The 22,733-nt window shown below is 68.4% G+C and carries 25 protein-coding genes and 1 pseudogene; 19 read left to right on the top strand and 7 right to left on the bottom strand.

Annotated elements, in window-relative coordinates:
* Positions 1 to 74 precede the first annotated feature (74 nt).
* On the bottom strand, positions 75 to 1,247 hold the full coding sequence (locus tag PMI14_RS27480; RefSeq protein ID WP_007859640.1) for an ABC transporter substrate-binding protein: 1,173 nt from the start codon (positions 1,245 to 1,247) through the stop codon (positions 75 to 77).
* 497 nt (positions 1,248 to 1,744) lie between these two features.
* Complete coding sequence (locus tag PMI14_RS27475; RefSeq protein ID WP_007859639.1) at positions 1,745 to 2,203, bottom strand: Rrf2 family transcriptional regulator; 459 nt, start codon at positions 2,201 to 2,203, stop codon at positions 1,745 to 1,747.
* Between the two features lie 65 nt (positions 2,204 to 2,268).
* Between PMI14_RS27475 and PMI14_RS27470 the strand changes: the two genes are divergently transcribed.
* Complete coding sequence (locus PMI14_RS27470; protein ID WP_007859638.1) at positions 2,269 to 3,246, top strand: alpha/beta fold hydrolase; 978 nt, start codon at positions 2,269 to 2,271, stop codon at positions 3,244 to 3,246.
* Between the two features lie 37 nt (positions 3,247 to 3,283).
* Positions 3,284 to 3,757 (top strand): hypothetical protein, encoded by a 474-nt coding sequence (locus tag PMI14_RS27465; RefSeq protein ID WP_007859637.1) that lies wholly within the window; start codon positions 3,284 to 3,286, stop codon positions 3,755 to 3,757.
* Between the two features lie 9 nt (positions 3,758 to 3,766).
* Here the strand turns inward: PMI14_RS27465 and PMI14_RS27460 are convergent, their stop codons facing one another.
* On the bottom strand, positions 3,767 to 6,253 hold the full coding sequence (locus PMI14_RS27460; RefSeq protein ID WP_007859636.1) for an ATP-binding protein: 2,487 nt from the start codon (positions 6,251 to 6,253) through the stop codon (positions 3,767 to 3,769).
* Between the two features lie 73 nt (positions 6,254 to 6,326).
* Entirely contained in the window at positions 6,327 to 7,436 is a 1,110-nt protein-coding gene (gene hemH, locus PMI14_RS27455) for a ferrochelatase (protein ID WP_007859635.1), read from the bottom strand.
* A 104-nt stretch (positions 7,437 to 7,540) separates the two neighbouring features.
* Between hemH and PMI14_RS27450 the strand changes: the two genes are divergently transcribed.
* From PMI14_RS27450 to PMI14_RS27375, 16 genes are all read left to right on the top strand, one after another.
* Positions 7,541 to 8,212, top strand: coding sequence for an amino acid ABC transporter permease (locus PMI14_RS27450; protein WP_007859634.1), 672 nt, complete (start codon positions 7,541 to 7,543; stop codon positions 8,210 to 8,212).
* Between the two features lie 9 nt (positions 8,213 to 8,221).
* Positions 8,222 to 8,875, top strand: coding sequence for an amino acid ABC transporter permease (locus PMI14_RS27445; protein WP_007859633.1), 654 nt, complete (start codon positions 8,222 to 8,224; stop codon positions 8,873 to 8,875).
* A gap of 53 nt (positions 8,876 to 8,928) precedes the next feature.
* Entirely contained in the window at positions 8,929 to 9,735 is an 807-nt protein-coding gene (locus tag PMI14_RS27440; protein WP_007859632.1) for a transporter substrate-binding domain-containing protein, read from the top strand.
* Positions 9,736 to 9,760: 25 nt separating this feature from the next.
* Positions 9,761 to 10,540 carry an amino acid ABC transporter ATP-binding protein gene (locus PMI14_RS27435; RefSeq protein ID WP_007859631.1) on the top strand — a complete coding sequence of 260 codons (780 nt, stop codon included), beginning with the start codon at positions 9,761 to 9,763 and terminating at the stop codon, positions 10,538 to 10,540.
* Positions 10,541 to 10,594: 54 nt separating this feature from the next.
* Entirely contained in the window at positions 10,595 to 11,338 is a 744-nt protein-coding gene (locus PMI14_RS27430; RefSeq protein WP_193353650.1) for a sugar phosphate isomerase/epimerase, read from the top strand.
* Positions 11,335 to 12,294: a sugar kinase gene (locus tag PMI14_RS27425; protein ID WP_007859628.1), complete on the top strand. Its 960-nt coding sequence runs from the start codon at positions 11,335 to 11,337 to the stop codon at positions 12,292 to 12,294. Before PMI14_RS27430 ends, PMI14_RS27425 begins: the two co-directional genes overlap by 4 nt.
* Positions 12,291 to 13,277, top strand: coding sequence for a D-glycerate dehydrogenase (locus PMI14_RS27420; RefSeq protein ID WP_007859626.1), 987 nt, complete (start codon positions 12,291 to 12,293; stop codon positions 13,275 to 13,277). The genes PMI14_RS27425 and PMI14_RS27420 overlap by 4 nt, the downstream gene beginning before the upstream one ends.
* Positions 13,274 to 14,380: a LacI family DNA-binding transcriptional regulator gene (locus tag PMI14_RS27415; RefSeq protein WP_007859625.1), complete on the top strand. Its 1,107-nt coding sequence runs from the start codon at positions 13,274 to 13,276 to the stop codon at positions 14,378 to 14,380. Before PMI14_RS27420 ends, PMI14_RS27415 begins: the two co-directional genes overlap by 4 nt.
* 94 nt (positions 14,381 to 14,474) lie before the next feature.
* Positions 14,475 to 15,227 (top strand): HAD-IA family hydrolase, encoded by a 753-nt coding sequence (locus PMI14_RS27410; protein ID WP_007859624.1) that lies wholly within the window; start codon positions 14,475 to 14,477, stop codon positions 15,225 to 15,227.
* A gap of 75 nt (positions 15,228 to 15,302) precedes the next feature.
* On the top strand, positions 15,303 to 16,145 hold the full coding sequence (locus PMI14_RS27405; RefSeq protein WP_007859623.1) for a DUF2189 domain-containing protein: 843 nt from the start codon (positions 15,303 to 15,305) through the stop codon (positions 16,143 to 16,145).
* A complete protein-coding gene (locus PMI14_RS27400) occupies positions 16,142 to 16,354 on the top strand; it encodes a DUF2788 domain-containing protein (RefSeq protein WP_007859622.1) in 213 nt (70 codons plus the stop codon). The genes PMI14_RS27405 and PMI14_RS27400 overlap by 4 nt, the downstream gene beginning before the upstream one ends.
* Before the next feature lie 60 nt (positions 16,355 to 16,414).
* Positions 16,415 to 17,926 (top strand): M14 family metallopeptidase, encoded by a 1,512-nt coding sequence (locus PMI14_RS27395; protein ID WP_007859617.1) that lies wholly within the window; start codon positions 16,415 to 16,417, stop codon positions 17,924 to 17,926.
* A gap of 71 nt (positions 17,927 to 17,997) precedes the next feature.
* Entirely contained in the window at positions 17,998 to 19,179 is a 1,182-nt protein-coding gene (locus tag PMI14_RS27390) for a hypothetical protein (RefSeq protein WP_007859616.1), read from the top strand.
* Between the two features lie 24 nt (positions 19,180 to 19,203).
* Positions 19,204 to 19,509, top strand: a complete 306-nt coding sequence (locus PMI14_RS27385; protein WP_146187912.1) for a hypothetical protein — start codon at positions 19,204 to 19,206, stop codon at positions 19,507 to 19,509.
* Entirely contained in the window at positions 19,509 to 19,925 is a 417-nt protein-coding gene (locus PMI14_RS27380) for a hypothetical protein (protein WP_007859612.1), read from the top strand. The genes PMI14_RS27385 and PMI14_RS27380 overlap by 1 nt, the downstream gene beginning before the upstream one ends.
* 29 nt (positions 19,926 to 19,954) lie before the next feature.
* The gene (locus tag PMI14_RS27375; RefSeq protein WP_146187913.1) at positions 19,955 to 20,275 is read left to right on the top strand and encodes a hypothetical protein; all 321 of its coding nucleotides are present in this window, start codon (positions 19,955 to 19,957) and stop codon (positions 20,273 to 20,275) included.
* Between the two features lie 59 nt (positions 20,276 to 20,334).
* Here PMI14_RS27375 and PMI14_RS27370 read toward each other — a convergent pair whose 3' ends face one another.
* The 3 genes and pseudogenes from PMI14_RS27370 to PMI14_RS35665 form a co-directional block, all read right to left on the bottom strand.
* Positions 20,335 to 21,051, bottom strand: coding sequence for a DUF899 family protein (locus PMI14_RS27370; protein WP_007859611.1), 717 nt, complete (start codon positions 21,049 to 21,051; stop codon positions 20,335 to 20,337).
* 118 nt (positions 21,052 to 21,169) lie between these two features.
* Positions 21,170 to 21,703 carry a hypothetical protein gene (locus PMI14_RS27365; RefSeq protein WP_052024521.1) on the bottom strand — a complete coding sequence of 178 codons (534 nt, stop codon included), beginning with the start codon at positions 21,701 to 21,703 and terminating at the stop codon, positions 21,170 to 21,172.
* Positions 21,704 to 21,949: 246 nt separating this feature from the next.
* A pseudogene (locus PMI14_RS35665) lies at positions 21,950 to 22,069 on the bottom strand (tripartite tricarboxylate transporter substrate binding protein); the annotation flags it as partial.
* 74 nt (positions 22,070 to 22,143) lie between these two features.
* Between PMI14_RS35665 and PMI14_RS27360 the strand changes: the two are divergent.
* Complete coding sequence (locus PMI14_RS27360; RefSeq protein ID WP_007859608.1) at positions 22,144 to 22,458, top strand: hypothetical protein; 315 nt, start codon at positions 22,144 to 22,146, stop codon at positions 22,456 to 22,458.
* The last annotated feature ends 275 nt before the right edge of the window (positions 22,459 to 22,733 follow it).

Below are 22,733 nucleotides of genomic sequence, written 5' to 3'. Positions count from 1 at the left end.
GCGTCCCCCTCCCGACTCGCGCAGCGAGTCGAGAGAGGGGTGAAGGCGCGAAGCGACTCAGGGGGTGCTTCACTTCAGCGCCGGAACCGCTCTCCGTTGAAGTAGGACAACTCCACGAAGTCCGTGCCGTTGTGGTCCTGCGGGCCATAGCGCAGCTCGAAGCCGCCCATGTCGTAGGGGCGCATGCTGTGCAGGGCCTCGATGAGTTTTTCGCGCGATGCGGTGCGGCCCGCGCGGCGCAGGGCCTCGATCATCAGGCGCGCGCTCAGGTAGCCTTCCAGCGAAGAATAGCCCGGCTCGACCCCGGCGGCGTGGGCCTTGAGCGCATCGCGGTAGGCCTTGACGATGGGCTTGGCCACGTTGTCGGGGTTGGGCGCGACCTGCGCCACGGTGATGCCGCGCGCCGACTCGCCCAGCGCCGCCAGCAGCGGCCGCGAGCCCAGGAACGAGATCGAGAACGCAGGCGCCTTCACGCGCTGGCGCAGCGCCTTGTAGAACGGGATGCCCACGGCCCCCACGGCCAGCGAGATCAATGCCGTGGGCTGCCAGGCCGTGATCTCGTCCACCGTGCGCGCCACGCCTTCCTCGGTCTCGGGCAGCAGGAAGGCCTTCCAGTCCTTGTTGTTGTGCACCTTGGCCGCCGCGTCGAAGGCCGCGAGCGTGGCCTTGCCGAACGGGTTGTCGATGTAGGCCACCGCACACTTGGTGAAGCCGGTGGAGCCCAGTTGCTGCACGATCTTGTGCAGCTCCTGCGCATAGCTTGCGCGCGCATGGAACACCAGGGGGTTGAACGGCCGCAGCGCGTCCGAGCCCGTGCCGGGCGCGATCACCGGCACCTTGGCCGCCATGGCCACGGGCAGCGCACCCATCACGCTGGTGGTGCCGCCGCAGGACAGCAGGGCGAAGACCTTGTCCTCCTCCAGCAGCTTTTTCGCATTGGCGCCGGCCTTGGCCGGATCGCCGCCATCGTCGGCGCTGGCGAACTGCAGGCGCCGCCCGTCGATGCCACCGCGCTCGTTGACCTCCTGGAAGGCCGCGGCAATGCCCTTGTTCATCTCCACGAACGGGAACGCCAGTGGCCCTGTGAGCGCGGCCGTCTGGCCGATGCGCCAGGGCTCGGCCTGCTGGGCCAGTGCCCAGCCGGGCAGGGCCACGGTGGTCGCCGCAGCGGCGCAGGACAGCACGCGGCGGCGCGTGGGCGCAGGGGACGGTGGTCGCGCCAGCGGCGCGGAGTGGTGGGTGGGCATGCGGCGTTGTCTCCTGTCGGTCTTGTAGGTGTGGGCCTCGACGGGGCCTGCTGTGCAGCAAACGACCAGCCAACGGACAAGCAGGCAACCAACCAGACAGCATGCATGCGCGCGCACGGCTCCATCGACGGCAGGGCCAGTATCAAGCGCAGGCCGGCCCGGGGTTTGCGGGAAAACACGGGCACGCAGTCACAAATCGTCACATTGGAGACTGTCCGCTGATCTGCCGCGGCGCATGGGCCACTCGCGCGTGCTTGCGCCCGAGCGCCGCTCTGTTTCGCGCCATCCGCTTCGGCGCATCACTCAAGGCCGTGGAGTGGGACTGGGCCGAACGGCTCGCCAAGTTCGAGCAACGCCTGTCGGGGCTCGACGGCATGGCGCCACCGTGCACCTGCAGACGGAACTGGTGGGCGACCATACCTGCGAGTGGTTGCGAACGAACCATGCGCCGGGGACCGACCGCCGGTAGGGGCATTCCAGGGCGGTATGGGGTCGTTCTAGCCTTTGCTGCGCGGCGCCGCTCTCTTGGCCGGCGCAGGGAGCGGAGGACGCAGTTCTTCGGCCAGTTCCAGCAGGCGCTTGCCAGCCAGCTCGGTCAGCAGCGCGTTCTCTGCCATGTCCATGGCCTGTGCCAGAAAACGGTTGGCGACGGCTTCGACGGGACATGCGGGGTTGTCGGAAGCGGGGCCGAAGGCAAATGGGCGTGAGGGCTGCATGGCGCGGTAGACGTCGGCCACCGTGAGCATGCCGAAGTTCGCCGCCAGCGACCAGCCGCCTCCGCGGCCCCCGGTCGACACCACATGGCCCGCCTCTCGCAGGCCTGCCATCGTGCGGCGCACGACGACGGGATTGGTGTGCAGCATCTGCGCGATGGTTTCGGAGGTTGTCGTGCCGCCATGCAGGTGCATGTGCAGCAGCACGTGCACGAGCCGTGCAAGCCGGGTATCTTGGGGCATCTTGACTTTGTGCAACTCAATGAGTTACGCTTTGCTTGAGCTTGTTCGTTGAAAAACCAGGAACCATGACCTTACCCAATTATCGAATGCTGCAGGCCAACGGCCTGCGCCTGCGGATTGCCGAGCAGGGGCAGGGCCCGCTGGTGCTGCTGTGCCACGGTTTTCCTGAAACGGCCCATGCCTGGCGCCACCAGTTGCCGGCCCTGGCGGCGGCAGGATACCGCGCCGTTGCGCCCGACATGCGGGGTTTTGGTGGCAGCGATCGGCCGCAGGCGGTGGACGCCTACACCGTGCTCGATGCCGTGGGCGACCTGGTCGCGTTGGTCGAGCAATTGGGTGAGCAGCAGGCCGTGCTGGTGGGCAATGACTGGGGTGCCACCATTGCCTGGCAGGCCGCACGGCTGCGGCCTGACCGGTTTCGCGCCGTGGCGGCCCTGGGCGTGCCCATGATGGGGCGCGCACCCATGGCGCCGAGCCAGCTCTTCCCACAGAGCGCGCACGCCTGGTTCTACGTGCACTACTTTGCCCAGGCAGGCGTGGCCGAACGCGAACTCGAAGTTGACGTAGCCACGGCGCTGCGCCGAATCTATTTCGCCGCCAGCGGCGAAGCCGGCCCGCGCAGCGACCCGCGCACGCCCAACCCCTTCGGCATGTTGCCCCGTGACGGCGGGCTGCTGGCCACGCTGCCCGAGCCCGTTGCGCTGCCCAGCTGGCTTGAGCCCGCGGATTTCGATGGCTTCGTGCAGGCGTTCCAGGCCAGCGGCTTTGGCGGCGGTCTCAGCTACTACCGCAACCTCGACCGCAACTGGGCGCTGGACGCTGCCTTCGACGGCCTGCGCGTGGAAGTCCCTGCGCTGTACCTGGTGGGCGAGCGCGACACGGGGCTTGCCATGCCCGGCATGGCAGACCTCATCGCGGCCATGCCAGGCCTGGTGCCCCGGCTGCGCGGCTCGCACACCATCGCCGGGGCCGGCCACTGGCTGCCACAGGAAGCGCCCGCGCGCGTGAACGAGGAACTCCTCGGCTTCCTGCGGTCGCTGTAGGCGTGGCTCCACGCTTTTGAACGACAAGCGCGCCTGCATGCACATCACCCCCGACCTGTTCCCCACCGCCAACCGCGCCATGGCCTCGGTGCTGCTGCTGTACTACCACCTGTTGCGCGAAGGCGGCATCACCAACGACCAGACGGTGTACCTGGATCCTGCGCACTTCAACGCCCTGGAGTACCTGGACGTGACGGTGGACACATCCGGGGTCGGCGAGATCGATGCACCGCTGCTGCGCGAGGGCGCGGTGGTTTTCTTGCTATGCGACCTGAACGACGTGGTGAGCGAGCACGAGGACGACTACCTGCAGTGGCCCTTCACCCAGGCCATTGTGCAGGCGCATGCATTCGGCCGGCTGGCGGCCGTGCCCGAGGCAGCGCTGGTGATCGCGCAGGTGGAGCGGGGCATCGCGCACCTGGACATGGCGCGCTACCGCGCGCTGCTGCAGGGAATCTACGAGAAGTACGTGGTGGGCCGCTGGAAGGCCCTGGGCTGCGGGCCGGCATAGGCCACCGACTCAGTCTCTGCGCCGGCCTCTGCCCGTGCGCCCCGCGCGCGTGTGTCCCGCACTCTGGCAGGCACGCCGGTAGGCGCGCAGGGTCTGCTCGGCGCGGCTGAGCACGGTGTGGGTCACCTCGTCGGCGGCATCGGCCGCCAGCACCGCACCCGGCCCCATGCCCGATGCCTCGCCCGTGAGCAGGGCGATGCCCTCGCTCACGTGCTGCACGGTGTAGACGTGGAACAGGCCGCGCTCCACCGCCTCGAGGATGGGGCGCGACAGCATCAGGTGGCGCTGGTTGCGCGCCGGGATGAGTGCGCCCTGCGTGCCGTCGAGCCCGGCGGCGGCGCAGGCCTGGAACCAGCCCTCGATCTTTTCGTTGATGCCGCCCACGGGCAGCACCTCGCCATGCTGGTTGAGCGCGCCGGTCACCGCGATGCCCTGGCGCAGTGGCAGGCCCGACAGGCTGGACAGCAGCGCATACAGTTCGGCGCACGAGGCCGAGTCGCCCTCCACGCCGCTGTACTCCTGCTCGAACACGATGGAGGCGTTGAGCGCCAGCGGTGCCACATGGCTGAACAGGGCCGTGAGGTAGCCGTGCAGGATGAGCACGCCCTTGTCGTGGATGGGGCCGGACATGTGGACCTCGCGGTCGATGTTGAGCAGCCCTTCCTGCCCCGCGAAGCTGCGTGCCGTGATGCGCACCGGAAAGCCGAAGCGGTAGTCCGTGAGGTCGATCTGCGACAGGGCGTTGACCTGGCCCACGGCCTGGCCGTGCAGGGTGATGAGGCATTCGCCCTCGACCAGGGTCTGGTGCAGCTCTTCCTCGGTCTGGTTGTGGCGCAGGCGCTGCGCAGCCAGGGCCGCCTGCACGTCGGCGGCCTGCACCAGGGCCGTGGCGTCGGCCGGGTTGCGCATGCGGCACAGGGCCGCGCTCTCGATCACCAGCGCCTCGGCCTGGGCGAAGCGGGCACTCTGGCGGCCCTGGTCGTCGGCCTCGCGGTGGCTTTGCTCGATGAGCAGGGCCACGGCCTCGGGGCCGAAATGCGGCAGGCCGCGCTGCGCGCAGCACTGCGCCACGAAGGTGGCCGTGGCCCGGTGCGTGGCCGGTGTGGCGATGAAGCGGTCGGCAAAGTCCACCTTCACGCGAAAGCGGCGCGCGGCCTCGGGGTCGTTGTCCTGCAGGGCGTAGTACTCGTCCACCGAGCCGACGAGCACGATCTTCACATCCACTTCCACCGGCTCGGGCTGCAGGCCGGCCGGTGCCCCGCCGCCTGCGCCACTGCCGCCCGCATCGTCGCTGATCTGCAGCCGGCGGCTGCGCAGGAAGCGGCGCACGCGCGGCCACAAGCCTTCTTCGGCGGTCAGGTCCTGCAGGTGCAGCAGGATGAAGCCGCCATGCGCGCGCAGCAGGCTGCCGGCATGGATGGCCGATACGTCGGCCTGCCCGGGGTCGGCATCGTCGGCATTGGCGCCATGGTCGATGCTGCCCATCAGGCTGCGCTGCTGCGGGTTGTCCTCGACGATCACGGGGGCGCCGCTGCGCCCGCCGTTGTCCACTGCCAGGTTCACGCGGCAGCGGGCGAGCAGCGCGTCCAGGTCGTCCTTGCGATCGGCTTCGGCATCGGCTTCGTTGTCGCCGTAATAGGGCTCCAGCAGGTCGATGCTGTCCAGCAGGGCGCGTTCCACCTGGTCCAGCCACTGGGTCAGGCGTGTGGCCTCCGGGGCGATCTGGCGGGCGCCGTGCAGCGCCTGCTGCACCAGCGGCTGCACCACGGCGCGGCGCAGGGCGGCCAGCGCGGCATCGCGTTCACGCTCCAGCGGGTGCATGGCCTGGGCGAAGCGGTCGATCTCGGCGCGCAGCGCGTCCTCGTCGCGTGCGATGGCGGCGCGGCGCTCGGGCGGCAGTACGCGCGCCTCGGCCTCGCTGAGCGGCTGGCCCCGCGGGCCCAGAGGGGTGATGGCCATCTGCCCGTTGTTGCGCACCAGGCGCAGCTGGCGCGCCAGCGCAAAGGCGTCGAGCACGACCAGGGCGTCGTTCTCCTGCGCCTGCCAGCGCTGCTCCACGCGCGCCGCATCGGCCAGGAAGGTGGGGTTGGCCAGGTGCTGCGGCACCTCGGTCTCCAGCCGGGTACCCATGTCGGCCAGGGCCTGGCGCAGCAGGCGGCCCTGGCCCGCGGGCAGGCGCAGGGCGCGCGGGCGGTCCGGTGCATCGAAGTCGTGCAGGTAGCACAGGTCGGGGGGCACGGGGCGCCGTGCCGCCTCGGCCAGCATGGCCTGGTGCAGCAGCGACGCGCGGCCGCTGCCCACGTCACCGAGCACGAAGAGGTGGTAGTCGGGCTGCTGCATGGCCAGGCCGAAGCGGGCGGCGGCCTCGGCGCGCTCCTGGCCGATCCAGGGCAGGGGCAGGCCGGTGAGTTCGGCCGTGCTGGCAAAGCCCAGCGTGGCGGGGTCGATGATCAGCCGCAGTTGGTGTGCAGACAGGGCGCGGGCGGATGCGGGCATGGGGGACGGCAATTCGGAAACGGGGCAGGGGAGCCAACGAGAAACAGGAAGGAAAGGCGGGGCCAGGGGCGCGTCAGAGGACCGGCGGCATCGGGCCCTTGGGTGCACCGCCAGCCAGTGCGCGCTCGCGTGCATCGGCCTGGGCGGCGGCGCCATCGGGTTCGGTGGGCCAGCCGGCCAGGTGCTGCTGGGCGATGCGGCTCAGCGCGGTGATCCAGTGGCTGCTGTCGTTCAGGCAGGGGATGTAGTGGAACTCCTGGCCGCCCGCATGCAGGAAGGCCTCGCGCACCTCCATGTTGATCTCTTCGAGCGTCTCCAGGCAGTCGCTGGTGAAGCCCGGGCAGACCACGTCCACCCGGCGCGTGCCGGCCTTGCCCAGGGCTTCGACCGTGGGCTGGGTGTAGGGCTCGAGCCACTTGGCCTTGCCAAAGCGCGACTGGAAGGTGAGCACATAGCGGTCGTCGCGCAGGCCCAGGCGCTGGGCCAGCAGGCGGCCGGTCTTCAGGCTTTCGCAGTGGTAGGGATCGCCCAGCGTGCGCGTGCGTTCGGGCACGCCGTGGAAGCTCATCACCAGCTTGTCGGGCTGGCCGTTGGCCTTCCAGTGCGCCTCGATGCTGCGCGCCAGCGCGTCGATGTAGCCGGGGTGGTCGTGGTAGCGGTTCACGAAGCGCAGCTCGGGCACATGGCGCGTGCGTGCGGCCCAGGCGTACACGGCATCGAACACGCTGGCGGTGGTGGTGCCCGAGTACTGCGGGTACAGCGGCAGGATGAGGATGCGCGTGGCGCCATCGGCCTTGAGCGCGTCGAGCTGGCTGGCGATGGACGGGTTGCCGTAGCGCATGGCATGGCGCACCAGCACCGGGTGGCCGGCTTCGCCGAGCCAGCCGCGCAAGAGTGTGGCCTGTTTGGCCGTCCACAGTGCCAGGGGCGAGCCGTCTTGGGTCCAGATGCTGGCGTACTTGGCGGCGGACTTGGCCGGCCGCGTGCGCAGGATGATGCCGTGCAGGATGGGCAGCCACACGGGCTTGGGGATCTCCACCACGCGGTGGTCCGACAGGAACTGCCCCAGGTAACGGCGCACCGCCGGGGCCGTGGCCTCGTCAGGCGTGCCCAGGTTGCACAGCAGGATGGCGGTGCGTTCGGGCTGGCCGTGGGTGAAAGGGGGTTCGGTTTGAAAACGCATGCGGCATTGTGGCCCAGTCACCTGGCGCCTACCCGCAGAAGGTTTTGGCGCCTCCCCGGGAAATCCCTCGTGCATGTCTGAAACCGGTTTCATAGACTTGCGCCGTGAATTACCAATTCCAGTTCGAATCCGTTTTTGCCGCGTGGCCCCTGCTGCTCAAGGGCACCTGGATCACCGTGCAGCTCTCGCTCACCGCCACGGTGCTGGGGCTGGTGGTGGCCATTGCCTGCGCCTGGGGCAAGACCTCGGGGCCGGCCTGGCTGCGCTTTCTCATCAATGCCTACATCGAGCTGATCCGCAACACGCCGTTCATCGTGCAGCTGTTCTTCTTTTTCTTTGCGCTGCCGGCCATCGGCCTGCGCTGGTCGCCCTACACGGCGGCGCTGACGGCCATGGTGGTGAACCTGGGCGCCTATGCGGCGGAGATCGTGCGCGCAGGCATCGAATCCATTCCCAAGGGGCAGATCGAGGCGGGCAAGGCGCTGAACCTCAAGCCCTGGGAGATTTTCCGGTTCGTGGTGCTCAAGCCTGCGCTCAAGGCCATCTACCCGGCGCTCACCAGCCAGTTCATCTTGCTGATGCTGAGCTCGGCCGTGGTGTCGGTGATCTCGGCCGACGACCTGACTTCGGTGGCGGCCAACCTGCAGTCGCAGACCTTTCGCAGCTTCGAGATCTACATCGTCGTGGCCGCCATCTACCTGGCGCTGGCCGTGTCGTTCTCGGGGCTGTTCAAGCTGATCTACCAGCGCACGCTCAACTACCCCGACCGTCGCTGAGGACCGTTCATGCGCACCTTTGGAGTTTCCGAGTTCTGGTTCATCGTGCAGGCCGCCCAGTGGACGCTGGCGCTGTCGGCCATGGCTTTCGTGGGCGGCTCGCTGCTGGGGCTGCTGGTGGCGTTGGCGCGCACGTCCGAGAGCGCTGCCGCGCGCTGGGCCGCCACCTTGTTCATCCAGGTGTTCCAGGGCACGCCGCTGCTGCTGCAGCTGTTCCTGATCTTCTTCGGCGCGCCGGTGCTGGGCCTGGATATCAACCCCTGGCTGGCCGCGGGGATGGCGCTGGTGCTCAACAGCGCGGCCTTCCTGGGCGAGATCTGGCGCGGCTGCATCGAGGCCATTCCGCGCGGGCAGTGGGAGGCGGCGCAGGCCCTGAACCTGAACTATGTGTCCCGCATGCGTTTCGTGGTGCTGCCCCAGGCCTTCAAGATCGCGCTGCCGCCCACGGTGGGCTATGTGGTGCAGATCATCAAGGGCACCTCGCTGGCCGCCATCATCGGCTTCACCGAGATCACGCGGGCGGGCCAGATCATCAACAACGCCACCTTCCAGCCGCTGCAGGTGTTCACCACCGTGGCAGCGCTGTATTTCGTCATCTGCTGGCCGCTGTCGCTGCTGGCCGCGCGCATGGAGCGCAAGCGCGCCCGGGCGCTGGCGCGGTGAAACAGCTTTTCTTTCCGAGCGCGCAATCCATACCAACCCACAGGAGACATGCCATGACCTTTTCTCTGTACCGCCGTACCACCACCGCCGCCTTGGCGGCCCTGGGCCTGGGCGCCATGCTCACGGCCTTCGCGCCGCTGGCGTCCGCGCAAAGCGTGGCCGACATCAAGAAGAAGGGCGAGATCACCATCGGCATGCTGGTGGACTTTCCGCCCTATGGCACGACCAACGCGCAGAACCAGCCCGATGGCTACGACGCCGACGTCGCCAGGCTGCTGGCCAAGGACCTGGGCGTCAAGGTCAACCTCGTGCCCGTCACCGGCCCCAACCGCATTCCCTTCCTGCTGACCAACAAGGTCGACGTGCTGGTGGCTTCGCTGGCCATCACGCCCGAGCGCGCCAAGCAGGTGCAGTTCTCGCAGCCCTATGCGGCGGCCACCATCGTGCTGTACGGCAAGACCGGCAGCGCCATCAAGAGCGCGGCCGACCTCAAGGGCGTGCGCGTGGGCGTGGCCCGCGCCAGCACCCAGGACGTGGCCGTCACCAAGGCTGCGCCCGAGGGCACCGAGATCCGCCGCTTCGACGACGATGCCTCGGCCATGCAGGCGCTGATCTCGGGCCAGGTCGATGCCATCGGCTGCTCGGTCACCGTGGCGGCCCAGATCGCCAAGCGCGTGCCGGCCAACACCTTCGAGAACAAGTTCAACCTGCTGCAGCAGGCCATGGGCATCGCCATGCGCCCCGGCCAGGAAGAGCTGCACAAGTCCATGGACGAGTTCGTGGCGCGCAACACGGCCAATGGCGAGCTCAACAAGCTGTACCGCAAGTGGCTGGAAACCGACCTGCCCAAGCTTCAATAAATACAAGGAACGGGAGATTCCTGCCATGACGGACGCAGTCACGACCGACCCCGGCACGCCGCCGATCATCCGCATGGAGGGGGTCAACAAGTGGTTCGACAGCTTTCAGGTGCTGACCGACATCGACCTGTCGGTGCGCGCTGGGGAGCGCATCGTGATCTGCGGCCCCTCGGGCTCGGGCAAGTCCACCCTGATCCGCTGTATCAACCGCCTGGAGGCGGTGCAGAAAGGCCGTATCGAGGTGGATGGCATCGACCTCACGGCCGGTGGCAAGAACGTGGATGCCGTGCGCGCCGAGGTGGGCATGGTGTTCCAGCAGTTCAACCTGTTCCCGCACCTGACCATTCTGGAGAACTGCACCCTGGCGCCCATGCGCTCGCGCGGCATGGGCAAGGCCGAGGCCGAGGAGGTGGCGATGAAGTACCTCACGCGCGTGCGCATCCCCGAGCAGGCGCACAAGCACCCGAGCCAGCTGTCGGGCGGGCAGCAGCAGCGTGTGGCGATTGCGCGCGCGCTGTGCATGGCCCCCAAGGTGATGCTGTTCGACGAGCCCACCTCGGCCCTGGACCCCGAAATGGTCAAGGAGGTGCTGGACACCATGATCGGCCTGGCCGAGGACGGCATGACCATGCTGTGCGTGACCCACGAAATGGGCTTTGCCCGCAGCGTGGCGGACCGCGTGATCTTCATGGCCGACGGCAAGATCCTCGAGCAGGCGCCGCCGGCCGAGTTCTTCGGCAACCCCCGGCACGAGAAGACCCGCCAGTTCCTGGGCCAGATCCTTAGCTCCCACCAGGCGCACTGAGCTGCGGTGGTGATCCGCGCCGCGGCGCGCGGGCATGAACGAGAAATGCAGTCGATGAAGCTCCTTATTTCCCTGTCTTCCTTCGGTGCGGCCGAAGTGGGGCGCCATGGCCAGCTGTGGTGCACCGACCTTGCCCGCGAGGCCGGTGCCGATGGTGTCGAGGTGCGCGGTGAGATGCTGCGCGACCCGGTGAACGAACTGGCCGCGCTGGCGGGCCGGGCGGCAGTGTTCTCCAGCCCCGAGGGGCTGTGGACGGTAGACGGCACGCTGGACGAAGCTGCCCTGGCGCGTGGCATGTCGGCGGCCCGCGTGCTCGGTGCGCCGCGGCTGAAGATGGCCATCGGCGGCTTCGGTACGGCATCGCATGGCTCGCTGGCGCGGCTCAAGGAACTGCTGGTGGGCGGACCGGTGGAGCTGGTGATCGAGAACGACCAGACCGCCACGGCCGGCACGCTGTCGGCCATGACCGCCTTTTTCGATGCGCAGGAGCGCGCCGGACTGGACCTGGGCATGACCTTCGACATGGGCAACTGGCACTGGCAGGGCGAATGCCCGCTGCAGGCCGCGCAGGCCCTGGCGCACCGCGTGCGCTATGTGCACTGCAAGGGCGTGCAACGCCTGCCCGGCAAATGGGTGGCGGTGCCGCTGGCCGATTCGGTGGCGCCCTGGCGCGCCATTTTGCGGGTGCTGCCGGCGGACGTGCCGCACGCCATCGAGTACCCGCTGATCGGGGATGACCTGGCGGCGGTGACACGCGCGCAATTGGCCGTGATCCGCGATGCACGGAGGCATGCATGAGCGTAGCCAAGGAAACCGCCTTCGACGTGGCGTTGTTCGGCGAGGCCATGCTGCTGCTGGTGGCCAACGAGCCCGGGCCGCTGGAGCATGCCACGGGCTTTCACAAGCGCACGGCCGGGGCCGAGACCAATGTGGCCATCGGCCTGGCGCGCCTGGGCCTGAAGGTGGGCTGGGCCAGCCGCCTGGGCACCGATTCCATGGGCCGATCGCTGCTGGCCACCATGCAGGCCGAGGGCATCGACTGCTCCCATGTGACCTCGGATGCCACACAGCGCACGGGCTTCCAGTTCAAGGAGCGCGTGACCGATGGGCGTGACCCCCAGGTCGAATACCACCGCAAGGGATCGGCCGCGAGCCAGATGGGCCCGGCCGATGTGGACGAGCCCTGGCTGCGCAGCGCGCGCCACCTGCATGCCACGGGCGTGTTCGCCGCGATCTCGGAGACCAGCCTGCAGGCGGCGCTGCGCACGCTGCAGGTGATGCGCGCCGCGGGCCGCACGATCTCGTTCGACCCGAACCTGCGGCCCACGCTGTGGTCCTCGCCCGAAGTGATGCGGCACTGGATCAACGAGCTTTCGCGCTTTGCCGACTGGGTGCTGCCGGGCATGGAGGAGGGCGTGTTCCTCACAGGCGAGACCACCCCTGAGGGCGTGGCCAGGTTCTACCGGGAGCGGGGCGCCAAGCTGGTGGTCGTCAAGCTCGGTGCGCAGGGTGCGTACTTCGACAGCGACGTGGCGGGCACCGGCCATGTGGCCGGTTTCCCTGTGGCCGAGGTGGTGGACACCGTGGGCGCGGGCGATGGCTTTGCCGTGGGCGTGGTCAGCGCCCTGCTGGCTGGCCACAGCGTGCCCGACGCGGTGCGCCGCGGCGCCTGGATCGGTGCCCGCGCCGTGCAGGTGCTGGGCGACACCGAGGGGCTGCCTACACGCGCAGAGCTGGAGCAGGCCGGCCTATGAGCCGCAAACAGGTGCTGGCGTTTCGCGAGCTACCGCCGGACCAGCTGGCCCGCCTGCAGGCCGTGCACGAGGTGACCGTGGCCGACCCGCGCCAGCCGGCGCAGCGCGCGGCCTTCGATGCCGCGCTGGCCGGGGCCCATGGCCTGATCGGCGCGAGCTTTCCTGTCACCGCAGAGCTGCTGGCGCGTGCGCCGCAGCTGCAGGCCATCTCCAGCATTTCGGTGGGGGTGGACAACTACGACCTGCAGGCCCTGCAGGCGCGCGGCATCGTGCTGTGCCATACGCCGGGCGTGCTCGATGAGACCGTGGCAGACACGGTTTTCGCGCTGATCCTGGCCACCTGCCGACGGGTGGTGGAGCTGTCGCAGATGGTGCGCGAGGGCCGCTGGAATGGCAACATCGGCGAAGACCTGTTCGGCCACGACGTGCATGGCAAGACGTTGGGACTGCTGGGCTTTGGCCGCATCGGTCAGGCCGTGGCGCGCCGTGCGGCACTGGGCTTTGGCATGCCTGTGCTGTACCACGCGCGCCGCCCTGTGGACCTGGCGGCGCAGGCGCCCATGTTGCTGGGCCGGGCCGAGCATGTGCCGCTTGACGACCTGCTGGCGCGCGCGGACATCGTGGTGGCGCTGCTGCCGCTGTCGGACAGCACGCGCGGCCTGGTGGATGCGCGGGCCTTCGCGGCCATGAAGCCGGGCGCCATCTTCATCAACGGCGGGCGCGGCGCCACGGTGGTCGAGGACGACCTGTTGGCTGCACTGGACCATGGCACGCTGCATGCCGCAGGGCTCGATGTGTTCGCCACCGAGCCGCTGCCGCTGGCCTCGCCCCTGCGCACCCACCCGCGTGTGACGCCGCTGCCGCACATCGGCTCGGCCACGCATGGCACGCGCCATGCCATGGCCCGGTTGGCGGTGACCAACCTGCTGCAGGCGCTGGCCGGCGAAAAGCCCGCCGCGGTGTACGGGACAATCGGCGCATGAGCAGTCGCAAGCCGCGCGCACCCACCGCCAAGGCGCCTACCGCCGCCCCTGTCGATGCGGCTGGCCGAGACCGGCCCACGATTGCCGACGTGGCAGCCGCGGCCGGCGTGTCCAAGGCAACCGTCTCGCGTTTCTTCAACCACCGCGAGCGCCTGCTCAGCCCCGACATCGCGGCCCGGGTCGAGGCTGCCATCGCCCAGCTCGGCTATGTGCCCAGCCCCATGGCCCAGGCACTCAGCCATGGGCGCTCGCGCCTGATCGGCCTGGTGGTGGCCGACATCACCAACCCCTTCTCGGTGGCCGTGCTGCGCGGGGCCGAAGAGGCCTGCCAGGAGGCTGGCTACCTGGTGATGCTGTTCAACCTGGGCAATGACCGCCAGCGCGAGCGCAGCGCCATCGACGCCCTGGCAAGCTACCAGGTGGATGGTTTCATCCTCAACACCCAGGGGCAGGACGAGGGGCAGGCCGAACTCAGCTCCCTGCACGGCCGGCCGGCGGTGCTGGTGGACCGCCGGCATGCGGGCCTGGAGGCCGACTTCGTGTCATTGGACAACCAGGATGCCATGCGCGGCGCCTGCACGCATTTGATCGACGGTGGCTGGAGCGACCTGCTCTACATCACCCAGCCGCTGGCCGGCGTGAGTTCGCGCCTGGAGCGGGCGGCCGCGTTCTCGCAGTGCGTGGCGTCGCACGGGCCGGGCGTGCGGGGCTCGGTGGTGGAACTGGCCGATGCGTCGGACGAGGTGCTCGATGCCGCGCTGCGCGCTTTAGGCCCGCGGCGGGGCAAAGGCGCGCGCGGTGCAGTGGTGTCGGGCAATTCCGTGGTCACGCTGCGGGTGGCGGCAGCGATGGTGCGGCTGGGCTGGAGCTTTGGGGCCGACATCGGCTTTGTCGGCTTCGACGACCCCGAATGGGCGCCCCTGATCGGCCCGGGCCTGACCACGGTGGCGCAGCCCACGGGTGCCATTGGCCGCTGTGCCGCGCAGTGCCTCATCGAGCGCATGCAGGGCCTGCAGGCGCCCGCGCGGGAGCGGCTGCTGCCCGGCAGGCTGGTGGTGCGGGGCTCGTCCGTGGCGGTGGCCACCGCCCAGAAACCCGCCTGACGCTGCGGCCGGGCCGCTGCGGTATCCTTGCTTGCAGTCGGCCGACTGGCTGCAGGCCGCGCTTCTCGGCCACCAACTTCCTGTGTGCCTTGCCATGTCCGCTTCTGCCCTTTCCCTGGATACCTCGCGCATCCGCGCCATCACCATCGACCTGGACGACACGCTGTGGCCCATCTGGCCCACCATCGCCCGGGCCGAGGCCGTGCTGCTGCAGTGGCTGACCGACCATGCGCCCGCCACGGCCACGCTGTTCTCGAGCACCGAATCGCTGCGTGCCATCCGCAACCAGATGGTGAGCCTGCGGCCCGACCTGCTGCACGACCTGAGCGCGCTGCGCCGCGAATCCATTCGCCTGGCACTCACGCAGGCCGGTGATGAGCCCACGCTGGCCGAGCCCGCGTTCGAGCTGTTCTTTGCCGAGCGCCAGCGCGTGGAGCTGTTCGCCGATGCGCACGACACGCTGGCCTTTCTGGCTGCGCGCTACCCGGTGGTGGCCCTGTCCAACGGCAATGCCGACGTGCACCGCATCGGCATCGGCCACTACTTCAAGGCCAGCATCAGCGCCACCGCCTTCGGCATCGCCAAGCCCGATGCGCGCATCTTCCATGCCGCCGCCAGCGCCGCGCAGGTGCTGCCGCACGAGGTGCTGCATGTGGGCGACGATGCCGCGCTGGACGTGCAGGGGGCGCTGGCCGCCGGCATGCAGGCCATCTGGCTCAACACGCCGAACCACCCCTGGGCCCATGACAAGCACGGCGCGCCGCCGCATGCCACGGTGGCCAGCCTTGCGGCCATCAGCGAGCTGCTCAAGGCCATCCCCGTAGCCCTGGCCCAGCCGCCCCGCTGAGCGCCGGCGCCACTGCGGCGTTTTCTTGTCGCAGATCAAGGCGCGCCTTGCGGCTGCGCGCGAGACTTGGGCACCATGCGCCCAACGCCCCGCCCCTTTCTGCCGCCCGTGCGCAACGTCGGTCTTCTGCAGCCGCTGGCCTGGCTGGCGCTGGCCTGGCGCGACATGGTGCGCACCGGCTGGCTCAGCTTTGCGCACGGCCTGGCGGTAGCGCTGTTCGGTGGCGCGCTGCTGGCTGTTGCACACCACCGCTTCTGGCTGCTGGCCGGGGCGCTGTCGGGCTTTCTGGTGGTGGCGCCGGTGCTGGCCACCAGCCTGTATGCGCTGAGCCGGGCGCTGGAACGCGGCGAGCCTGCCAACCTGGCCCTGGTGCGCCGCACCTGGCTCGACTGGCAGCACAGCCACCCGGGCAAGTGGGGCGACCATGGCTACTGGTGCCTGGTGCAGTTCGGCCTGCTGCTGGCGCTGGCGGCCACGGGCTGGGTCATCACCTCGGCAGCGCTGATCACGCTGCTGGCGCCGGTGCCCGTGCGCACCCCGCTCGACTTCATGCACCACGTGGTGCTGGCGCCCGACAGTGGCCTGTTCGCGCTGTGGCTGGCGCTGGGCAGCCTGCTCGCGGCGCCCATCTTCGCCTCCAGCGTGGTTGCCATCCCCTTGTTGCTGGACCGGCGTGTCACGCTGCGCCAGGCGGTGCTGACCAGTTGGCAGGCGGTGCTGGCCAACCCCTTGCCCATGGCCCTGTGGGCGGCACTGATCCTGGGCTTCACCTTGCTGGGCCTGGCGTCGCTGCTGCTCGGGCTGATCGCCGTGATGCCCATGCTGGGCCATGCGAGCTGGCATGCCTACCGCGACCTGGTGGATGCCTCGGGCCTGCCGGGGCGTGATGGCGGGCAGGGAGCGGGGCGACGGCCATGATCTTCGGCTTTACCGAGGCGCAGATCTCGGGCTTCTTCCTGACCTACGGGGTGGGCGCCTTCATCGCCTACATGCTGTTCATCATCGGCCAGCTGGCCTGGGAGTCCAAGGCCGGGCGCTTCGGCACCTTCGTGCTGTTCCTGGGGCTGGGCGTGGGGTTCATCGGCTTTCTGGCCAAGGTGGTCATCCAGTGGTGGCTGGAGCGATGAGACCGTTTGCGACAAAGTGGTGATGGTGCGGTGGGCCGAACAGGTTCTAAGATCCGCTCCATGTCCTTACCCACGACCACCCCACTGCTCACGCGTGCCGAAACCAGCGGCTACACCGAGACCTCCACCCACGCCGACGTGATGGCCTATGTCCAGGGCCTGGCGGCCCTGGGCGACAAGCGCCTGCACATCACCGACTTTGGCACCTCACCCGAGGGGCGGCAGCTGCCGCTGCTGGTGCTGTCCGCCCAGGGCCACCACACGCCCGAGGCCGCACAGGCCAGCGGTCTGCCCGTGGTGCTGATGCTGTGCGGCATCCACGCCGGCGAGGTGGAAGGCAAGGAGGGCGTGCTGATGCTGGTGCGCAACCTGCTGCGCGGCGACCATGGCGACGAATTGCTCGCGCGCACCGTGCTGGTGGTGGTGCCGCTCTTCAACCCCGACGGCAACGACCGCATGAGCGCCGACAACCGGCCGCTGGACATCGCCCACTTGCGCGGGCAGGACGGCCCGGCCCTGGTGGGCACGCGCACCAACGCCGCGGGCGTGAACCTCAACCGCGACTACATGCGCCAGCAGGCGAGCGAGATGCGCCTCTTGCAGCAGCGCGTGTGCCAGCCCTGGAACCCGCACCTCACGCTGGACTGCCATGCCACCAACGGCTCCATCCACCGCTTTGCGCTGACCTACGACATCCCCCACACCGAGCACACAGGCCGCGCTGAGCCCGTGGCCTACATGCGCGAGCGCATGATGCCCGCCGTGCAGGCCGCGGTGAAGCGCACCGAGGGCCTGGACACCTTCTGGTATGGCAACTTCGTGCGCGACGAGGGCGGCCAGGGTCAGGGCTGGATCACCTACACCCACCACCCGCGCTTTGGCTGCAACTACCGCGGCCTGACCAACCGGCTCGACGTGCTGCTGGAGGCGTACTCGTACATCAGCTACCAGGAGCGCGTGGAGGTGACCTACGCCGTGCTGCGCGAGGCCCTGGTCTATGCCGCGGCCAACGGCCAGGAGATCGTCGACCTGCTCGCCGCCTGCGCCGAACCGCCGCAGCAAATCGCCATCCGTTACGCGCTGGAGGCGATCCCTGGCACCACGGTGGAGGTGCTCACGCGCGAGCCCTACACCCTGACCGGTGACCCCGTCAGCGTGCAGGTGCCGCACTACGCCCATTTCGTGCCCACGGCCACCGTGCAGCGCCCCTGGGCCTACGCCGTGCCCCAGGCCGTGGCCGACTGGCTGCAGGGCCACGGCCTGCAGGCCGCGCCCGTGGCGGCCGGCACCGTGCTGGAGGTCGAGGTGCCCGTGATGCAGCAGCCCGTGGCCGAGCCCGGCCCGGCCATCCTCGAAGCCCAGGTCAGCACCCACTGGACGGCCAGCCACGAGCGCGCGCAGCGTGCCCTGCCCGAAGGCTGGTGCGTGGTGACGACGAGCCAGCGCTACGGCGCGATTGCGGTGGTGGCCTGCGAGGCCGAGAGCGACGATGGCGTGGTGGCCAACGGCATCGTGCCCGAGCCGGTGGCAGGGGTGGAGTTGCCGGTGTGGCGGGTGGTGGTGGCGGTGTAAGCCTGCTGGATTTCGTTTTAGGGTGATTTAGTCATTTGTGCTAATTATTAGATTTGACTAAAATAAGCCAAATGGACCTTTTCCACCGCCCCGCACTTGCCGAGCAGATGGCCAAACAGCTGCTGGAGCCCGGCCTGCTCGACCAGGGGCTGCGCTCAGGGCTCTTCCTGTCGGGCCTGCGCCGCACCGGCAAGACCACCTTTCTGCGCCAGGACCTGATCCCTGCGCTGGAGGCCAAGGGCGCCATCGTGATCTATGTCGACCTGTGGGCCGACACCAAGGCCGACCCGGCCACGCTGGTGCATGCGGCCATACGCCGTGCGCTGGCGGACCTGCAGTCGCCGGGCTCCGGCGTGCTGGGCCGCCTGGCGCGGCTCAAGGGGCTGGACTTGGGGGCGGCGGGCTTCAAGTTCGGCTTTCAACTCAATGATGTAGGCGCCAAGGGCGGGGTCACGCTGGCCCAGGCGCTCACCGAGGTGATCGAGCTGGCGCAGACCGACCTGGTGCTGATCGTCGACGAGGTCCAGCAGGCCCTGGCCGGCGACGATGGCGCGCAGATGCTGCTGGCCATCAAGGCGGCGCGCGATGCCATCAACCCGCGGCCCGACACCCCTGGGCATTTCCTTTTCATCGGCACGGGCTCGCACCGCGCCCAGGTGGTGGGCATGACGCTGCAGGGCAAGCACGCCTTTGCGGGTGCCACCTCGGTGGAGTACCCCACGCTCGACGGCGACTACGTGGCCTATGTGCTGCAGGGCATTGCCGAAGAGGGCGCCCCCGTGCTGCCCAGCCTGCCCGTGGCCACCGATGCCTTCAACCTGCTGGGCCGCCGGCCCGAAGAACTGATCCGTGCGCTGCGCCAGCTGCAGCGCGAAGACCCGGCCGAGGCCGACCGCCTGCTGCCCGTGATCGCCTCCACCCTCAAGGGCGCAGCGGCCGACGTGGAACTGCGCAAGCTCGAAGACCTGGGTGTGCTGGCCGGCGCCATCTTCGACCGCGTGGCGCGCGTCGAGGGCGATGCCAGCGGCCTGTTCACCACCGACGCCCTGGCCGAGTACACCGCCACCGTGGGCCGCGAGGTCACGGCCGACCAGGTGCAGCGGGTGTCGGAAGAGCTACGCGACGCGAATCTCATCGTGCGCAAGGGCCATGGCACCTATGCGGTGACGGACCCATTCGTGCAGCAGGCGTGGCGCGAGCGCAAGGCGCTGGCGGGTCCAGTACCCAAATCCATTGATGCTGGGCAGAGCTGAGGGCCGAAGAAGCGAGAGCCCAGGATGCACATGAAACAAGCGGATCTGATTGCCAGGATGCATGCGCAGGGTCACACCATCGTGGAAACCATCAAGGCGGTGCGAAAGGAATTCAGCCTGTCGCTGGGAGAGGCCAAGATCCAGGTGTCGAACCATCCCGCCTGGGCCGATATAGTGAGGGCCGCGGAGCCTTTGCATGATGCGCTTGAACGCGCGGCAGCCTGTGACGAATTCCGCGGGCTCCACTTGGCTGAAATGGAAATCCGCCGAATCCCATGGAGCACGCTGCGGCAGGCAGGCGGTACTGCGGAACAGGTGCCCCATGCCTGATGGACCTGCTGCATGCACTCACCCCGGAACGGGCGACCCAAGCCTATTGGAGGCTGGAAAATCAGGTGGTGGTCCAGGGACAGCTTTACCAGGCCGCTGAGCCGGTGGTATCTGTTTTGATGGCGGCGCTGCTAGCTGAAGAGAGCCACCGGCACGTGAGGCTGGGTGTGCTCGAATTGCTCTTCCAGATTCTGTCGGGTTCAGCGCACGACAGTGAGATCGCGTTGGGCAACAGGCGCGTAGACGAAGTCTGCCGGGACCGGGCCAGGGAAGGCTTGTGGATTCTGTACCGGGAATGGGTGTGTGGTGAGCGTGACGCTGCCGGGGAAGTCATCAAGTTGATCGAAGCCGATGGGACGCGGCTTGACGCCATCCGCAAGGTCGTCGAGGCATCGGATCACGAAGACCAACAATGACCTGCTCGCGGTCCTTCCAAGAAAAAGACATGAACACTGTAAAGCCACCTCGTTGGCCCAGCGGCGATTGCTGTGCGGTGCTCGCAAGCAAGCTGACAATGGACGAATTGCATGGGCGACAGCCCTTGCAATTGTTTCGCGCTCAAGACGATCTGGACTGGTTCACTGGCGCCCTGCTAGACGCGCCTTCCTTGGGCCCGTTGCTCTTGATGAGACATGACGGGAATCCCGATGGATTGATGGCCTTCTATGTGGATGCTCTGTGCGATGTAAAGGCTGCGCAAGCGTTTGTCATGGATTTATTTTGCTTGCGCGACGAGGACGTCGCCTGGGCTTTGGCGTTGCGGTAAACATTGGCCCAGGTGGCTTGGCGGTCGACAGAGGCGGGGTTCTGCCATGCCGTGGCAATTCAGTACTTCAGCTTCGGATACCAATCCGCAGGCCGCCCTCCAGGCGTCAGGTCCAGGATGGACCACAGCGACGCAATGTCCGGTGCGTCGCGCGGGTCCTGGCCCGGGTCGGCCATTTCAAGGGTCATCTCGCTGGCCCAGAACAGGCGCACCTGGCCCTCGCCGTCGCGCTGGAAGACCACCAGTGCGGGGTACTCGCTGCCATCGTCCATGAGGATGCCCAGGTCCTTCGCGTAGTCGTCACCGATGGTCTGCACGAAATTGAGGTCGCGCCAGCCGCGCTCCTGCGCAAAGGCGTACTGGCGTTCCACCGGCGAGCGGCCCAGGATCTTGAGGGCCACGCGCTGTTTGATGTCGGCGGCATTGCCCTCGACCGCGCCCAGCCAGTTGGTGCACATGGGGCAGGGACGCTCACGTTGCGGGCCGTACATCCAGAAGTAGGTGACCAGGGTGTTCTTGTCGCCGAACAGGTCGGCCAGGCCGACCTCGAAGCCCTGTTCGTCCTTGAAGCGGTAGTCCTTGGTGATCACCGGGCCCGGTGGCAATGCCTGGCGCTGCGCGACCAGGCGCGTCATGTGGCGGCGGAATTCGATCTCTTCGGCCAGCAGGGCCTGGCGGGCGGACTCGTACTCCGCCGAGGCCCCGGGGAAGGGGGTCTTGGCTTGTTGAGCCAGCTGCGCGGCTGGCTTCAATGCGGTTTCGGCATTCGTCGTCATCGTCGCTCTCCCGGGCCGCCATGGACCGATGGACTGTTGACTATGCCGCCATGCCAGGTGGTTGCGGGTAGGAGAACCGCCCGCCTGTCTGGCGATCCCCGCGCATGGTTTGGGCTGTTTATTCGCCCGCCACTGCAATCGTCTGCAGGCTCTTGCGCAACTCCTTCTCCACCGCCGGGAACTCGCTCTTGGTGGAGTTGAAGTTGAAGACCAGCATCTTGCCCCGGTGGGGCGTGACCATCATGATGTTGTAGATGTCGGTGTCGATGGCGCGCGAGGTCATCTCGAAGTAGATCCACTGCTGGCCCTGCATGTCCAGGAGCTTCTTTTCCTTCCACTCGATGCCGGGAATGATGCGGTCGAACAGGGTTTCGAACGAGGCCTTGGCCTGGGGCAGCTTGTCCTTGGGCAGGCCCTGGGGCTTGAGGTCGAAGGCAATGGTGGTCGTGCGGCGGGCATTGCCCACCACGAAGTTGGGCGCGCGGTTGGACGGGTACTTGTTGCCGATCTCTTCCGCGGTGAGCTGGGTAAAGCCCTCGGGCGCATTGAAGGACACGCCCGCATCGGGAATGGTGAACGTGGCGGCACAGGCAGCCGTGGTGGCAAGGGCCGAGGCCGCAGCCAGGCACAGGGTGGCGATCCAGGATGTCATGGTGGTCGGGCACATCACGAGCGATCCAGCCGGGGCCTGTTGTGGGCCCTGGCCTCCCTTCGTCGTTGAGCCGGTTTTTGTGGAGACGCCAGTATCCACACGCATCGGCGATTTGGCGCGCGGTTGCAGACTTTTACTATTTGGTAAGTGCGCAGTAATTCACACAAATGGGGGATTGCAGCGGCCCGTTGTGTCAACCAAAAAAACAACCAGCCCACAGGCCCTGCGGCATGCACCAGCTGCGCAGCGGCCCTGGGCGATGTTGAGCAGCGACGAGCCGCTGGAGAAGGCCACCAGCGTGCCCGGCCCGCCCAGGCGGCCCGTGGCCATCTGGCCGAACGCAACGGCGCCGATGCCGCCGGGCAGGGCGTGCCTGGTATCTGCGGCGCAAGCTTCCGGGTCGCAGGTGGGGGGTACGCGTTTTGAGATACAAACACCCCATGTCCCTGAGTCCGCCCCAGCCGCCTGGCTTCAAACCCACCTTCTTCCACGTGCCGCCCGGCCCCGTGGCGGGCCCCTTGCAGTTGTTGCCCGTCAACGCCGCCGTGGTGGCCGTGCACACGGCCACTGGCGCACATGTGGGCTCGCTCAAAAAGGTGGGTGGGACCTGGAAGTTCAAGGCCATGGGCTACGGCGCTGCCGGAGGCATGGAGCCGGGCCACGGCCCGCTGACGGACCAGCACAACATGCAGTTCGACGCGCCCGATGCCGCCGAGGTGAGCGCCAGGTTGCTGGGCGCTCTGGGGAGCATGTAAGGGCGGTCAACAGGCGGCGCACCTGGCGGGCGCGCCACTGGTCGCGCTCTGCCGCGCCCCAGGCTGGGCGCGTTCATAGAATACCGCGATGCCTTTGCTTTTGACCTGCCTGCTGCGGCTTGCCGCCGCACCCCTTGTTGTGCTGGCCTGTGCTGTGGCCCACGCCCAGAATGCACCCCACCCTGCGAATGCCACCGCGCCCGCCATTCGCGCCACAGGCGCGGCATCGCCTGCGGCACCGGCATCCAAAGCGATGCCGCCCGCGGCAGGGGGGG

It is taken from the genome of Acidovorax sp. CF316, from assembly GCF_000276605.1.
GTDB lineage: Bacteria > Pseudomonadota > Gammaproteobacteria > Burkholderiales > Burkholderiaceae_C > Acidovorax.
The sequence above is the reverse complement of the archived record's forward strand: the minus strand, read 5'-3'. Positions and strand labels throughout refer to the sequence as shown.

Bases quoted from the DNA above. Each gene is read 5' to 3' on its own strand.
- PMI14_RS27480 (WP_007859640.1), bottom strand. From the start codon at position 1,247: ATGCCCACCCACCACTCCGCGCCGCTGGCGCGACCACCGTCCCCTGCG.
- PMI14_RS27475 (WP_007859639.1), bottom strand. From the start codon at position 2,203: ATGCCCCAAGATACCCGGCTTGCACGGCTCGTGCACGTGCTGCTGCAC.
- PMI14_RS27470 (WP_007859638.1), top strand. From the start codon at position 2,269: ATGACCTTACCCAATTATCGAATGCTGCAGGCCAACGGCCTGCGCCTG.
- PMI14_RS27465 (WP_007859637.1), top strand. From the start codon at position 3,284: ATGCACATCACCCCCGACCTGTTCCCCACCGCCAACCGCGCCATGGCC.
- PMI14_RS27460 (WP_007859636.1), bottom strand. From the start codon at position 6,253: ATGCCCGCATCCGCCCGCGCCCTGTCTGCACACCAACTGCGGCTGATC.
- hemH (WP_007859635.1), bottom strand. From the start codon at position 7,436: ATGCGTTTTCAAACCGAACCCCCTTTCACCCACGGCCAGCCCGAACGC.
- PMI14_RS27445 (WP_007859633.1), top strand. From the start codon at position 8,222: ATGCGCACCTTTGGAGTTTCCGAGTTCTGGTTCATCGTGCAGGCCGCC.
- PMI14_RS27440 (WP_007859632.1), top strand. From the start codon at position 8,929: ATGACCTTTTCTCTGTACCGCCGTACCACCACCGCCGCCTTGGCGGCC.
- PMI14_RS27435 (WP_007859631.1), top strand. From the start codon at position 9,761: ATGACGGACGCAGTCACGACCGACCCCGGCACGCCGCCGATCATCCGC.
- PMI14_RS27430 (WP_193353650.1), top strand. From the start codon at position 10,595: ATGAAGCTCCTTATTTCCCTGTCTTCCTTCGGTGCGGCCGAAGTGGGG.
- PMI14_RS27425 (WP_007859628.1), top strand. From the start codon at position 11,335: ATGAGCGTAGCCAAGGAAACCGCCTTCGACGTGGCGTTGTTCGGCGAG.
- PMI14_RS27420 (WP_007859626.1), top strand. From the start codon at position 12,291: ATGAGCCGCAAACAGGTGCTGGCGTTTCGCGAGCTACCGCCGGACCAG.
- PMI14_RS27415 (WP_007859625.1), top strand. From the start codon at position 13,274: ATGAGCAGTCGCAAGCCGCGCGCACCCACCGCCAAGGCGCCTACCGCC.
- PMI14_RS27410 (WP_007859624.1), top strand. From the start codon at position 14,475: ATGTCCGCTTCTGCCCTTTCCCTGGATACCTCGCGCATCCGCGCCATC.
- PMI14_RS27405 (WP_007859623.1), top strand. From the start codon at position 15,303: ATGCGCCCAACGCCCCGCCCCTTTCTGCCGCCCGTGCGCAACGTCGGT.
- PMI14_RS27400 (WP_007859622.1), top strand. From the start codon at position 16,142: ATGATCTTCGGCTTTACCGAGGCGCAGATCTCGGGCTTCTTCCTGACC.
- PMI14_RS27395 (WP_007859617.1), top strand. From the start codon at position 16,415: ATGTCCTTACCCACGACCACCCCACTGCTCACGCGTGCCGAAACCAGC.
- PMI14_RS27390 (WP_007859616.1), top strand. From the start codon at position 17,998: ATGGACCTTTTCCACCGCCCCGCACTTGCCGAGCAGATGGCCAAACAG.
- PMI14_RS27385 (WP_146187912.1), top strand. From the start codon at position 19,204: ATGCACATGAAACAAGCGGATCTGATTGCCAGGATGCATGCGCAGGGT.
- PMI14_RS27380 (WP_007859612.1), top strand. From the start codon at position 19,509: ATGGACCTGCTGCATGCACTCACCCCGGAACGGGCGACCCAAGCCTAT.
- PMI14_RS27375 (WP_146187913.1), top strand. From the start codon at position 19,955: ATGAACACTGTAAAGCCACCTCGTTGGCCCAGCGGCGATTGCTGTGCG.
- PMI14_RS27370 (WP_007859611.1), bottom strand. From the start codon at position 21,051: ATGACGACGAATGCCGAAACCGCATTGAAGCCAGCCGCGCAGCTGGCT.
- PMI14_RS27365 (WP_052024521.1), bottom strand. From the start codon at position 21,703: ATGACATCCTGGATCGCCACCCTGTGCCTGGCTGCGGCCTCGGCCCTT.
- PMI14_RS27360 (WP_007859608.1), top strand. From the start codon at position 22,144: ATGTCCCTGAGTCCGCCCCAGCCGCCTGGCTTCAAACCCACCTTCTTC.